Below are 13913 nucleotides of genomic sequence, written 5' to 3'. Positions count from 1 at the left end.
TAAAGTAATCAGACAAAATGAATAAAAATATAAAACATTGGTTATTTATTGGTGCAACCGTGGCCTTTATGACAAGCTGCGACAACCAGCTAGATGTAAAACCAACGGCATCTATCGATGAATCAGAAGCGCTTGCAAACTCGCAAGCTGTAGAAGTAACTCTGGTTGGTGCTTACGATGCCCTTAGTAGCTCTAACCTTTACGGAGGAGCGATTCAGTATTCGGGCGATTTATTAGGCGATGACGCTGAGGTAAGATTTGCCGGAACCTTTACGACACTAGATGAATTATGGCGTAAAACTTTTACTACCACTAATGCCCAAACGCAGGCAACTTGGTTACAAGCTTATACCACTATAAACATTGCGAACAACGTATTATCAGCACTTGATAAAGTTGATGCCTCTAGAAAAAATACATTAGAAGGCGAAGCACGCTTTATTCGTGGTTTGGTTTATTTTGATTTGGTAAGATTATGGGCTAAAACATGGGGAGATGGCGACCCTAATACAAATCTGGGTGTACCTTTGGTTATTACGCCAACACGTGGCATTACTGATGCTGATTATCTTCCGAGAGCAACTGTAGCAGCTATTTATGCACAAGTAATTGAAGACCTTACTAAAGCAGAATCGCTTTTAGGTAACCCGTCAGACACAGGTTTTGCTTCAAAAACTGCAGCACAAGCTATTTTGGCTAGAGTGTACTTACAACAAGGTAAATATACTGAGGCTCGTGACGCTGCCAATAGAGTAATTACCGGTAACCAATTCTCTTTGACAGAAAGTTTTGCATCAGCATTCTCTGATGCGACAAATGATAGTGAGATAATTTTCAAAATTATTGTAAATGAGCAAGATGGTGCAAACAATATGAACCTGTATTATGCTCCTGCAACATATCAAGGTCGTGGTGATATTCGTGTACAAAACAAACACCTTAACTTGTATAGCAGTTCTGATTCTCGTGGAACGTTCTTTGTAAGAGCATCTGGTAACGTTTACACTTCTAAATACTTAGATCAGTTTGGCGATGTACCTGTGGTTCGTTTAGCTGAAATGTATCTAGTTCGTGCCGAAGCTAACCTTCGTTTAGGAACAAGTATAGGAGCTACGCCGCTGGCCGATGTTAACCGCATAAGAAACAGAGCTGGAGCAGCAGAACTGACTACCGTAACAGTAGACAACGTAATGGCAGAACGCAAATTAGAGTTGGCTTTTGAAGGAGAGCAAATTCATGATGCCAAACGCCTTAAAAGAAACGTAGGTACTTTGCCTTTCAGCGATAATAAATTGGTTATTCCGATTCCACAACGTGAGATTGACACAAACAAATCTCTTGTTCAGAACCCAGGATATTAATTTACAAATGCTTTAAAACAGAAATGGGGTATTGCCGTCGGCAGTACCCCATTTCGTTTATCAGAATACTATCATTTTACTCCTTTTACTTTCATAGGCAAAATAAATACTGATTCGGATGCCGTAATAAAAAGCATATCAAGGTTTTTGCCACCAAAACAAACATTGGCTGTCCATTTAGCAGGAATATCAATCTGCTCAATCTTTTTTCCCTCAGGATTATATACAATCACCCCTTTACCTGATAGATACACGTTCCCTTGGTTATCGATTGTCATACCATCAGAAAGGTCTTCGGCAAATTTCTTCTTATTGCTCAACGAGCCATCTGCATTAATATCATACCTTACAATAGCCTTATTACCCATATCAGATACATACAAATACTTATTGTCAGGTGTACCAATCAAGCCATTGGGTTTCTTGATTTCAGGGTCTACCAAAATTGCTTCCTTTTTTCCTTTTGGCAAATAATAGAGTTTTTCTCCTTTCATTTCAGGGTCGGGGCTTTTTCTTTCCCAATAATCTCTCTGATAATATGGGTCGGTAAAATACATTCCTCCTTTTTTGTCAATCCATAAATCGTTAGGCCCATTAAACTGGTGTCCATTATAATTTTTCAACAAAACTTTTACTTTCTTATCAGGGCTGATAGACCATAGCTCGTTATGCTCGTCGGCACAGGTAATCAGGTTACCTTTTTTATCAAAATACATTCCGTTCGAGCGTCCGGCTTTATCCAAAAAAACAGATAATTGTCCATCGGTATCGTACTTCCATATTTTGTTATTGGGTTGGTCTGTAAAAAATACATTCCCATTTTTATCAACGGCTGGCCCTTCTGTAAAAGAAAACTGGTTTGAGATAAGTTGTGGTTTTGCACCATCGGCTATAATACCCGATTGTTGGCTTCGTACTGTCATAGTTATGCTCATTAGTGTTATGAGTATAACTCCCACTCGTTTTGTATTGTTTTTCATTATCATGATTTAGAATATTTGAATAGATACCGTAAAAATATAAATAAGTACTTAGAGTAAAAGAGATATGCTTAAATTTTAAGTATTAGATTAATCTCTGTTTTACCGTGGGTTTTGTTGCCAGAGTGCAGAAATAATCCTACAACTCATCAACAGTAAGCTATAATATCGAGGAAAAAATAGCTGATTCTACCCCTTTATGCGTATGGTATAGTTTTTTAGCCTTTATTTAAAACCTTTCTCTTTTTATAATTTTAATTAAAACAGACCATGAAAAACAACAGCAAAAATTTTGGTTCGAGCGATACCGAACAAGAAGGCAATGAATTAAGAAAATTATTTTTAGACGGAATAAGAGACCTCTATTGGGCTGAAACAAGATTAACAAAGTCGCTGCCGACTATGGCACAAGCTGCTACTTCAAGAGGGCTGACGAAAGCTTTTGAAACTCACCTGAGCGAAACAGAAGAACACGTAGTTCGCTTAGAAAGAGTTTTCAAATTGCTTGACGAAACAGCTCAGGGCAAAAAGTGCCAAGCTATGATAGGCTTAGTAGAAGAGGCCGATGAAATAATTAAATCAACTAAAGATGGCTCTCTTGTAAGAGATTGTGGGCTAATTCTTGCCGCACAAAAAGTTGAGCACTACGAAATAGCCTCATACGGAACGCTAAGAACACTAGCTGAAATACTTGGCTACGAAGAAGTGGCTGATATTTTGCAAACAACATTGAATGAAGAAGAAGAGGCCGATAGTAAGCTGACCCAATTGGCACAGTCTCATATAAATGTAGCTGCGGCGCAAGAATAAAATGAGCAATAATAGTTCAGTCATCATAAAAAGAGCCTTGCTAAAAAACAAGGCTCTTTTTATGCATATTAAACACTATTTTAAATGCTTATCCCTCTTCTCTCTTTCCCAAAAACGATGTTGTGCAATTGCACTCACAAATTCTGCAGCAGATTTATCGACCAATATACCTAATAGTGGGTGAGTTTCTTTAACCAATTCTTTATTGATTCTACTAGAAGCCTTAAATAACTCTACCCCTTCGGCTTGTGCAGCAATGGGCTTACAATGTTTAAAGGCCTCATCAACAAACTCTACTGCGTTGGGTTCGTCCAGAAGTGCCTCTACACTCTTGCTACCTCCAGCCACAAACACAGCATCAAAAAGCACCGATGCGGCTGTCAGAAAACTCTGGTCTACTTTCATTTCGTTACCTGCTTCGCTTTTAACCGTTCCAAGTTTTGGTGCAACAATAATAAGCATAGCACCCTCTTTCTCTAATTCCTTTTTAACTTTATTGAGCGTTTTATCATCAAAACCATCGGCTACCAATGCAGCTATCTGCCTTGTTTTAATGGTATCTTTACTTGTGTGATTCATGCTTAAGGCGTCTGACTTCTTTACAGCTGATTTGGCTTGAATCGGCTGATAATCATCAGGATTTGCGTCGGCAGCAAAAGAATGGTTCATGGGTTGCTCTGGTGTTTCAGGCACTATAAGCCCTAAAGCATCAGCTACATTCTGAGCCAGATTTTTATTAACCTGCGCCAACAAACCTACCATGCGTTGTCTTATTGCCTCGGTCTCAACCTTTCCTAGTTCAAATCTTAAAGCATCTGTTAAATGTTGCTTCTCCGCTTCCGTTTGGCTTTCATAAAATAACGTAGCCTGACTAAAGTGGTCGAAAAAACTTTTGCTACGTGCTCGTACCTTTTTGCTATCTAGTCTTTCGGTATGGCTTACAAAGCCTCCTTCCATAGCTTTCGCCTGAAAAGGGCAACCGCCACCTAAGCTATTAGGTTGGTAGCTTACACTTCCTTTGTTAATTGTCTGGCGCATATAGCCATCTCGTTGATTATTATGAACAGGTGCAACTGAACGGTTTATCGGAATCTCATGAAAATTAGGCCCGCCTAAACGTATTAACTGCGTATCGGTATAAGAAAATAAGCGGCCTTGTAGTAGAGGATCGTTGGTAAAATCTATACCCGACACTATATGACCAGGGTGAAAAGCTACCTGCTCGGTTTCGGCAAAGAAATTGTCAGGGTTTCGGTTCAATACCATTTTACCAATTCTTTTTACCGGCACCAACTCTTCAGGAATAAGCTTAGTGGGGTCTAGTAAGTCGAATTCAAACTTAAATTCGTCGTCTTCAGGCACAATCTGCACACCTAGCTCCCATTCAGGAAAAGCCCCTTTTTCTATCGCTTCCCATAAATCTCTTCGGTGAAAATCAGGGTCTTTGCCCGAGATTTTCTGTGCCTCGTCCCAGCAAACAGAATGAACCCCTAACAGTGGTTTCCAGTGGAATTTCACAAAATGAGATTTCCCTTCGGCATTAATAAAACGGAAGGTATGCACGCCAAAACCCTCCATCATCCGATAGCTTCTCGGAATCGCCCTGTCGCTCATTGTCCACATAATCATGTGCATACTTTCAGGCATAAGAGAGATAAAATCCCAGAAAGTATCATGTGCCGAGGCAGCTTGTGGAATCTCGTTGTGAGGTTCTGGTTTTACAGCATGAATCAAATCAGGAAACTTAATAGCATCTTGTATAAAAAAGACCGGCATATTGTTACCTACAAGATCATATACACCTTGTTCGGTATAAAACTTTACGGAAAAGCCTCTCACATCTCTTGCCAAATCGGTAGAACCACGTGAGCCCGCAACCGTTGAGAATCTGACAAAAACAGGTGTTATTAAACTTGGGTCTTGCAGAAAATGCGCCTTCGTATATTTCTCCATCGATTCATAAACCTGAAAGTACCCATGCGCAGCGGCTCCTCTGGCATGAACAATCCGCTCTGGTATTCGTTCATGGTCAAAATGCGTAATTTTTTCTCTCAGAATAAAGTCTTCTAATAATGTACCGCCACGTTCTCCTGTTTTCAATGAATTCTGGTCATCATTGATCGGCAGACCATGATTGGTAGTGAGCCGTTGGCCATCGGCATTTTCGGCATTAAAACTCAAATCTTCAGTTTTTTGGTTTACCAAGTCTGTTTGTTTCATTGCTATTAGTATTAAATTGTTGGAAATAACTGCCAGATTTTACTTTTTCTTATCTTTTTTCCCTCCGAATACTTTTTCTAAGAAAGTTTCTTTTTCGGGTTCTGCCTGTACATTTCCTATATTGATTGTGTTATCGACCGATGGTTTTAAGGCATTCACAAAAGCATTACGTAATACATAACTGATGGCAGTCCACAAACTAGAATCAGGGTTTTCAAACTTACCCTTAATGGGCAATTTAGTAGCCAATTGGTCTTTACGCTGATTTGTAAAAATTTCTGCTACTGTTCCTATCAATGCTTCCCAAAGTATTTGGCCTACATTTCCTTCTTCTTTCTTAAACTCTACCACATCCAGGTCTTTGATTAATGGTTTTACATAGCCATTAAAAGCACCATCTTTTGCTGCAAATTCGGTGTACAAACCAAAGTTGCCTTTGTTTACATCAAAATTGCCATAAGCCCTGAAAAAATCGTTGAGTAAAACCATGTTCACATTCGTAACTCTGGCATTCATATCAAAAGTAGGTTGTTTTTCAAGTGGATTCAGGTTAACGTTCAGCTCAAATTTGCCTTCATAAACATCTCCTGTGGCACGTAGTTTGCCGGGCAACAATTTCGTACTGTCATTCACATTAGTAAGATTTTCGGCCACAGCATATATGCTATTCATTGATACATCAACCTGCGGAGTAACATTTTTATCAATGTAATGAATCTGTCCATTATTAATTTCAAAGTGGTTTACCTGCAAAGGCATAAGGTCTCTTATTAAATCCCTGAAATCAGAAGTATCAGCTTTAATATTCTCTCCTGTATGTTTACCTTTCACAAAATTCAGCACAGGTTTTTCAACATATATTTCTCCTACTACTGCCCCTTTAAAAATAGCTTTCCATTGAACCGACAAATCTATTTCAGGGCTTTTAAAAAACGGGATTGTATCACGTTGCTTACTGTCGGTGTTTATCTTTTCTATTTTTATATCATTAATTATGTAAGCCCCTCGTATCAAGGCAATATCAATGTCTTCTACGTGCCCATGATATTGTTCCATTTCTGACAATGTCTTGTTCACATATTTCAGCACAATGTATGGTAGTGCTAAGCGCAGGGCAATTAAAAGCACTACAACACTGCCGAGTATTATAAATAGTTTCCGTCTTTTGGGCGACTTACCCAAAACACTATTCTCTTTATCTGATATTATAGTTGTGTTCTTTTTCATACCTCTGCAAAATTTTATATTGCTCTTTATCAAGCCTTTTCAGCTTTTTCTCGTTTTTTTATGGTTTTATCAACCAATAATTCCTGCTCCTCCGATAATTCGACAAGAATGGCATCTTTGCTTGGCACTATACCTTTGCCATAGTGTGTGGCAAATTGCTTGGTAAACTCAGCACCAAAAAACACTATCATACATGAATATGATACCCATAGCATCACCAGAATAATTGAACCTGCTGCACCATAGGTAGAGCCCGGCTCTGCCTTTCCGAAGTAGATACCAAGAGCAAATTTACCTAGTATAAAAAGCAAGGTAGTAACCATAGCCCCTACCCATACATCTTTCAGTTTGATGCGGGCATCGGGCAATATTTTGTACATCAGGGCAAATAATACACTAATAATCACAAACGAGATAAGGAAATTAATAAACTGAAATAAAAACAACATGAAGTCGGGCAAGTGGGCCTGTATCCAACCACTAAAAGCAGCCAGAGCGGTAGTAAGCACCAAAGAAATCAGTAACAAGAAACCAATAGATACAATAAGCCCGAAAGAAAACAAGCGGTCTTTTACAAGCTTCAGCCATTTCTCTTTTCCTTTCAGCTCTGGTTTTACTTTTACTTCCCATATCTGATTCAGCGAGGTTTGTAACTGTAGAAACACCCCCATTGCACCAAAAATAAGAGACACAATACCGATAATAGTTGCTATTATTGATTTTTTCTGTTCGCCTGCTTTTGCAATAATTTCTTCTATCTGTTTGGCAGTATCAGCACCTAAAGCAGAACTAATCTGGTTAGATATTTCGCCTTGAACGGCTTCTTTACCAAAAGCTAAACCAGCTAAAGCAATAATAATAACTAATAAAGAAGGTATAGAGAAAATTGCATAATAGGCAATAATTGCACTTTGGCGGAATGGGTCGGCGGCGTTCCAAGCTTCAAACGATTTCTTGGTAATGAGCCACAGGTTTTTTGGACTTAGTTTTGACTTACTCATAATAGTAAACTTAAAAACGGTTCAACATAAATTTATCAGCATGCTACTACTATACGTATTCTATTGCTAAAATCTTAGTCCATAGCCCTTTTGTGGAATTCCTTGCGCATATTTATAGATAAGTGCTATCTCAAACGTAAAAAACTCTACAGGGCTAAAAAAATAATTTCACCCAGTAAAAACGTGCCTATCAACATAGTTTTTTAACCCATTTTCAACTAAAACAGGGCTTTTTAATAAAAATCATCATTAAGCTTCTCTAGTGTTCTTAATGCTTCGCATAGTTTTTTGGCACTATATAATAGTCCACCGCTCATTTTAGCTTCTTTGGCTGTTAACAGCCTTTAGAGTTAATTATTTATTTCAAACAAAAAGCAATAATCTATGCTAAAAAATGAGAAATCAATTAAAGCATCGAATGAGGTAATGATTCAGTTTTTCGAATGGTACTATCCTGCTGATGGTAGTCTTTGGAAAGAAGTAAGCCAAGAGGCTAAACAACTAAAAAAATCAGGCATTACGGCCGTTTGGCTTCCCCCGGCTTATAAGGGTTGTAGCGGCAAAAACTCACAAGGATATGATGTATATGACCTCTACGATTTAGGAGAATTTGACCAGAAAGGCACTATAAGAACCAAGTATGGCACAAAAGAAGAATATATTGCCGCAATTAATGCACTTCATCAACAAGAAATCCATGTCTATGTCGACATCGTTCTGAACCATAAAGGTGGTGCCGATGATACAGAAAAAGTAATGGTAAGAAAGGTAGACCCCGAAAACCGCAACGAGTTCATCAGCGCTCCTTTTGAAATTGAAGCCAACACAAAGTTTAATTTCCCGAACCGGAAAAATAAATACTCAGATTTTGTGTGGGACTACAATTGCTTTACAGGAGTTGATTGTGCCAAAGGTATTCAGGAAAAGTGTATTTATAGTATTATTAATGACTATGGCGATGGTTGGGAAGAGGTAGTAGGAGAAGAAAAAGGAAACTACGATTACCTGATGTTTTCGGATATAGAATTCAGAAATCCGGCCGTGCGTGAAGAATTAAAACAATGGGGAAAATGGTACCATGAAACCACAGGTTTTGATGGTGTAAGGCTTGATGCACTCAAACATATATCGCCTGATTTTTTTAATGAATGGCTAGATTATATGCGTGCCAATGTTAAGCCTGGCTTGGTAGCTATTGGCGAATATTGGTCTAATACCGACTTACATCTGCTTGAAGCGTACGTTGAAGCCACACAAGGCCGTGTACAGTTATTTGACGTGCCGCTGCATTATAATCTACATAGCGCGTCTAATGCAGGGAAAGACTATGACCTGAGAACTATTTTTGATAATTCGCTTGTAAGCATACACCCTGATTTGGCGGTTACGTTTGTGGATAACCATGATACGCAGCCTTTTCAGAGTTTAGAATCGGTGGTAGATACCTGGTTTAAGCCCCTGGCCTATGCCTTGATTTTGCTCCGCCAAAATGGCTTCCCATGTGTTTTTTATTGTGACTTATACGGCACTTGTTATACCGAAAAAAAACACGATGGAACAGACAATCACGTAACACTTCCTAAAATATCGGCGCTTGAAAAGCTTTTGCTAGCTCGTCAGCAATATGCATGGGGTACTCAGCACGACTATTTCGACGAGCCTAATTGTATAGGCTGGGTACGAGAAGGCGACAATGAACATAGCGGTTGTGCCGTGCTAGTATCAAATGGTGAAGATGCTGAAAAAGCTATGAATGTAGGCCCTCAGTATGCAGGTAAATGCTTTATAGATTATTTAGACGAGACACATACAGAAATCTGGATAGACAAAGAAGGTATTGGTAGTTTTCATGTAAATGCCAGTTCTGTAGCTATTTGGGTACTTAAAGATTGATTGACTAAAATAAGTGTAACTATTAAAATTCCATACAACATGAAATCTTCAAAAAAACAAATTGATAGTGCCGAGTCGGCAGAAAGCAGCATGGAACAAAAACCTGTTTTTGAAAGAGCTTATGACCGGCAAGAGAAAAAACTTGAAGGCAAAGTAGCGATTGTTACAGGCGGCGACAGCGGCATAGGCAGAGCTATATGCGTGGCTTTTGCCCGTGAAGGTGCCAATGTAGCTATTGTTTACCGAAAGGAAAGCTCAGATGCTAAAGAAACCAAAAAACTTGTAGAAGAAAAAGGTGCTAAGGGTCTTATTGTAAGTGCCGACATAAGTATTGAAAACAACTGCCGTAAATTAGTAGATAAAGTAATTAAAGCATGGGGCAGACTTGATATACTTGTAAATAATGCAGCAGTGCAGTATCCGCAGACAGAGATAGAGAACATCAAAGAAAAACAACTCATTCAGACCTTCAGAACCAATATATTCTCTCAGTTTTTTCTGGTTCAGGCAGCATTGCCACACCTGAAAGAAGGCAGTTCTATTATCAATACAACCTCTGTAACGGCCTATAGAGGGAATCCCTACTTGTTAGATTATTCAGCTACTAAAGGTGCTATTGTGTCTTTTACCCGTTCGTTATCAGGCATACTAAACGGAAGAAAAATAAGAGTTAATGCCGTAGCACCCGGGCCTATCTGGACACCTCTGATTACAACCACATTTCCTGATGAATCGTTGGATACTTTCGGAAAAGATACGCCTATGCAACGTGCAGGACAACCCGCAGAAGTTGCTCCGGCTTATGTTTTTCTGGCCTCTGAAGATGCCAGTTATATAACCGGGCAAGTGATTCACGTAAATGGCGGTGAAATTGTAAACGGATAGCCTGAATTGCTGTTAATAAATTAATACCCACATGATTAGTTTGCAACCAAAGGAAATATTAAGCGAAGAGGATATAAACTGTGGCATGCGTCTAGGCATAAAAGAGGGCATGGCTACCGAGACTATGACGGTGCTAACCAGTGGGGCATTTCTTACTGCCCTGAGTTTACTACTGGGAGCATCAAACTTGCAAATCGGCTTAATAGCGGCATTACCTGCGTTTTCTAATATTTCTCAGTTATTGACAATCTGGCTAGTGAAACGCTATAATAATCGGCGAGCCATTAGTGTGCTGTTTTCTATACTTGCTCGTATTCCGATAGTGGTTATTGGCATAATAGCCATGTTTTTTCCGAGAAGCATCTCAATGCAGTTCATTATTATGTTTCTCTTTTTCAACTTTTTCTTTGCCTCTATGGCAGGGCTAAGCTGGAATGCCTGGATGAAAGACCTAATACCCGAAAAAGTAATGGGTACGTATTTTTCAAGAAGAAGCAGTTATTTGCAAACACTTAATGTTTGTATGAGTTTAATTACAGCATTTGGTATTGATTACATAAAAGATCAATATCCAAAACTTGAATTGGATGCTTACGGCGGAATGTTTATAATAGGTGGGCTGATGGGTATATTAGGTGTATTTCTATTATCCAGAATTCCAGAGCCTAAGTCTTTTTTGGGTAACGATAGCATATTAAAACTATTTGTTTTGCCATTAAAAGACAATAACTTTTTACGCTTGCTTATTTTTAATTCGTTCTGGGTATTTTCGTTGAGTATTGCTACGCCGTTTTTCACGGTATTTCTGATGCGGCACATGAATTTTTCGATTTCTTATATTATTACGCTCACCATCATCAGCCAGTTGTGTAGCATAGCTACTATACGTAGCTGGGGTATTTTTGCCGACCGATATAGTAATAAAACCATACTTTCTATTTGTGCGCCTATTTATATCATTTGTATAGGTGCATGGTCTTTTGTGGGTATATATACACAGTTTTATTCAAACTTTGCCTTGTTGGTTGTTATTTATGCCTTAATGGGTGCTGCTACGGCAGGCATCAATCTTTCGCTGACAAATATTGGTTTAAAACTTGCACCCAGAAAAGAAGCTATTGCTTATCTATCGGTAAAAAATACAATTACGGCTATTTTCTCTTTTATTGGCCCGTTGATTGGAGGTTTTTTAGCCGACTACTTTACAAGCCGACATCTGAACATACGTATAGAATGGATAGGCCCTGGAATAGATAAAGTATTCAGGCTTTTATCGCTTCATCAATGGAATTTCCTTTTTATAATAGGTGCTGTGCTAGCTCTGATTTCGCTTGAGTTTTTAGTAAGAGTGAAAGAAGTAGGCGAAGTTGAGAAAAATCTTGTGGTGAAAATCATGCGAAGCAGTATAAGAAACAACCTGAAAGATTATTTTGTACTTGGCAGTATGCTTAACTGGCACAATCATCTGTTGGCTGTTATACGCAAAAAAAAGCCGGAGATTGCACAAGAAGAACTCCCCAAACAGGTCTAAACCTTTCGGGGAGTTTGATTTTAAGCTGGCACAGAAATAGTGTGTATCGCACTACATTTAACACCAATTAAAGCAATGGAAACGTTAAAGGAAATATTCAGCTATGAAACCGAACTGACTGCATTAGAAATGGCCAGCAGAGCTGCGGCAGTTTTTATCATAGCTTTTGCCTTAATCAGAATAGCCGGACGGCGTTCTTTTGGTCTCCGTACGCCTATCGACAACATTATTGTTATCTTACTGGGGGCTATCCTGAGCCGTGCAGTAGTAGGTTCGTCGCCTTTTATTCCTACAATATTCGCCAGCCTTGTTTTATGTATTTTACATAGAGTTTTCGGGTGGCTTTTTACACGTTATAATGACTTTGGAAGAATAGTAGAGGGTGAAAAAATAGTCTTATACGAGAAGGGTAAATTTTTAGAAAGTAACATGAGAAGAGGGCTGGTACGTAAAGAAGATATTATGCTCGGCCTCAGAAAAGCTACATTCTCTGACAGCATAGAAGAAATAGACAAAATATATCTTGAACATGATGGAGAAATAAGCATTATTAAGCGAGTTGCCATAAAAGATACCAACCCCAGAAGTTGACCATCATTTATGAATATTAAGTATACAATCGCTTAAATCGGCAAGTACCTTGTTGGTATAAAACAGTTGAATCTTAATAGAATCGTCTTTCTGTGCTGATATTTTTCTGGCTAAAATTATTTTGTTCTTATGTGCTATAGCATAATAGGCATATAGTTCATTATCAGATTCGGGTACGGGTGCAGCATAGCCTGTAATACCGATACCCCAGTTACTATGAAACAGGTCGCATACATGTAAGGCCATATCTTGGGCTATTTTCTCCGAAACACAATTACATTTTAAAGCATGAATGGGTTCGATACGGAGATGGCGGTATTTTTGGCCAAGATTATAAGCTGTGATACCTCCCTGATAAAACTGAGATGCTTCTTCAGCCATAGAAAAAGCCGCTTGAATAAAACCGGAAGTTACACTTTCGGCTACAGCAATAGTTTCCTGATTTACTAGTAAAAATTTTCTAATAATTTCGAGAGCCTTTTTATCAAACAAGTTTTTCATGGATTTGTTGTAGCTTAAGTATTCTACTTTAGAGCATGTTTAAAAATTATTGTTCGACCTACGAAGGCATCTTTTTCAGCTATACTTCGTTGCGTTTTTTCGACGTAGCTGCTGGCTACGTCTGCAAAACACGCCTCGTCTAGCTAAAAAATCTGTCCTTCTTGGTCAGAAAAACAAAATTTAAACATGCTCTTACTATGAATATATAGCAAGAATAAAAAATAATAGACCATCAAAAACTGAGGAACTAATTACACAAACTTTTTCAAGCTGTTTTACCAACTAATAACTTATCTTTAAGCCATTTTTTATGGTATTTGTTTTAAACCTCTTCTTATGATAAAAATAGGTGTAATCAACGTTTCAGACCGGGCTAGTGCAGGTATTTATGAAGATATTCCCGGCAAAGCCGTAGTAGAAACTTTAAAAGAATATCTAGTTTCTGAATTTGAGACCGTATATCGGGTAATACCTGACGAACAGGAGCTTATCTCTCAGACTTTAATTGAGATGGCAGATGTACACAATTGCTGCCTGATAGTTACTACAGGCGGTACAGGCCCGGCTTTGAGAGATGTAACACCAGAAGCAACAGAAGCTGTATGCCAGAAAATGATGCCCGGTTTTGGCGAATTAATGCGTATGGAAAGCCTGAAATATGTCCCAACCGCTATACTTTCACGGCAAACGGCAGGTATTCGTAATCATAGCTTAATTATCAATCTGCCGGGTAAACCAAAGGCCATCAGGCAATGCCTCGATGCCGTTTTTCCGGCCGTACCCTATTGCATAGACTTAATCGAAGGCCCATATCTGGTTTGTAACCAAGATGTAATGAAGGAGTTCAGACCTAAAAGCTAAATAAGAAGCCTCAACCCTTAGCAGAGTTGAGGCTTCTTAAATATCTCTATCG

12 protein-coding genes are annotated in these 13913 nt (G+C 38.7%); 7 read left to right on the top strand and 5 right to left on the bottom strand.

Annotated elements, in window-relative coordinates; genetic code table 11:
* Nucleotides 1–17 precede the first annotated feature (17 nt).
* The gene (locus tag WAE64_RS16950) at nt 18–1361 is read left to right on the top strand and encodes a RagB/SusD family nutrient uptake outer membrane protein (RefSeq protein WP_340238611.1); all 1344 of its coding nucleotides are present in this window, start codon (nt 18–20) and stop codon (nt 1359–1361) included.
* A 71-nt stretch (nt 1362–1432) separates the two neighbouring features.
* Here WAE64_RS16950 and WAE64_RS16945 read toward each other — a convergent pair whose 3' ends face one another.
* Nucleotides 1433–2284, bottom strand: a complete 852-nt coding sequence (locus WAE64_RS16945; protein ID WP_340238610.1) for an SMP-30/gluconolactonase/LRE family protein — start codon at nt 2282–2284, stop codon at nt 1433–1435.
* Between the two features lie 327 nt (nt 2285–2611).
* Between WAE64_RS16945 and WAE64_RS16940 the strand changes: the two genes are divergently transcribed.
* Nucleotides 2612–3151 carry a YciE/YciF ferroxidase family protein gene (locus WAE64_RS16940; RefSeq protein ID WP_340238608.1) on the top strand — a complete coding sequence of 180 codons (540 nt, stop codon included), beginning with the start codon at nt 2612–2614 and terminating at the stop codon, nt 3149–3151.
* Between the two features lie 75 nt (nt 3152–3226).
* Here the strand turns inward: WAE64_RS16940 and WAE64_RS16935 are convergent, their stop codons facing one another.
* From WAE64_RS16935 to WAE64_RS16925, 3 genes are read right to left on the bottom strand one after another with little or no spacing between them, the layout of a single operon-like run.
* Entirely contained in the window at nt 3227–5371 is a 2145-nt protein-coding gene (locus WAE64_RS16935; protein WP_340238606.1) for a catalase, read from the bottom strand.
* A 39-nt stretch (nt 5372–5410) separates the two neighbouring features.
* Complete coding sequence (locus WAE64_RS16930) at nt 5411–6598, bottom strand: DUF748 domain-containing protein (protein WP_340238604.1); 1188 nt, start codon at nt 6596–6598, stop codon at nt 5411–5413.
* A 29-nt stretch (nt 6599–6627) separates the two neighbouring features.
* Nucleotides 6628–7599 carry a YihY/virulence factor BrkB family protein gene (locus tag WAE64_RS16925; protein WP_340238602.1) on the bottom strand — a complete coding sequence of 324 codons (972 nt, stop codon included), beginning with the start codon at nt 7597–7599 and terminating at the stop codon, nt 6628–6630.
* Nucleotides 7600–7983: 384 nt separating this feature from the next.
* Here WAE64_RS16925 and WAE64_RS16920 point away from each other — a divergent pair, with 384 nt between their 5' ends.
* From WAE64_RS16920 to WAE64_RS16905, 4 genes are all read left to right on the top strand, one after another.
* Nucleotides 7984–9492, top strand: coding sequence for an alpha-amylase (locus WAE64_RS16920; protein WP_340238600.1), 1509 nt, complete (start codon nt 7984–7986; stop codon nt 9490–9492).
* A 39-nt stretch (nt 9493–9531) separates the two neighbouring features.
* Complete coding sequence (locus WAE64_RS16915) at nt 9532–10377, top strand: SDR family oxidoreductase (RefSeq protein WP_340238598.1); 846 nt, start codon at nt 9532–9534, stop codon at nt 10375–10377.
* 31 nt (nt 10378–10408) lie between these two features.
* Nucleotides 10409–11908, top strand: coding sequence for an MFS transporter (locus tag WAE64_RS16910; RefSeq protein WP_340238596.1), 1500 nt, complete (start codon nt 10409–10411; stop codon nt 11906–11908).
* A gap of 75 nt (nt 11909–11983) precedes the next feature.
* Entirely contained in the window at nt 11984–12499 is a 516-nt protein-coding gene (locus tag WAE64_RS16905; RefSeq protein WP_340238594.1) for a DUF421 domain-containing protein, read from the top strand.
* Nucleotides 12500–12502: 3 nt separating this feature from the next.
* Here the strand turns inward: WAE64_RS16905 and WAE64_RS16900 are convergent, their stop codons facing one another.
* Nucleotides 12503–13000 carry a CinA family protein gene (locus tag WAE64_RS16900; protein ID WP_340238592.1) on the bottom strand — a complete coding sequence of 166 codons (498 nt, stop codon included), beginning with the start codon at nt 12998–13000 and terminating at the stop codon, nt 12503–12505.
* Nucleotides 13001–13336: 336 nt separating this feature from the next.
* On the opposite strand from WAE64_RS16900, the gene mog reads away from it, so the two are divergent.
* Nucleotides 13337–13861, top strand: a complete 525-nt coding sequence (gene mog / locus WAE64_RS16895) for a molybdopterin adenylyltransferase (protein ID WP_340238591.1) — start codon at nt 13337–13339, stop codon at nt 13859–13861.
* Nucleotides 13862–13913 lie beyond the last annotated feature (52 nt).

Source organism: Emticicia soli, from assembly GCF_037860775.1.
Taxonomy (GTDB): domain Bacteria; phylum Bacteroidota; class Bacteroidia; order Cytophagales; family Spirosomataceae; genus Emticicia; species Emticicia soli.
Note: the sequence above shows the minus strand (reverse complement) of the source record. Positions and strands in the feature narration are given on the sequence as shown.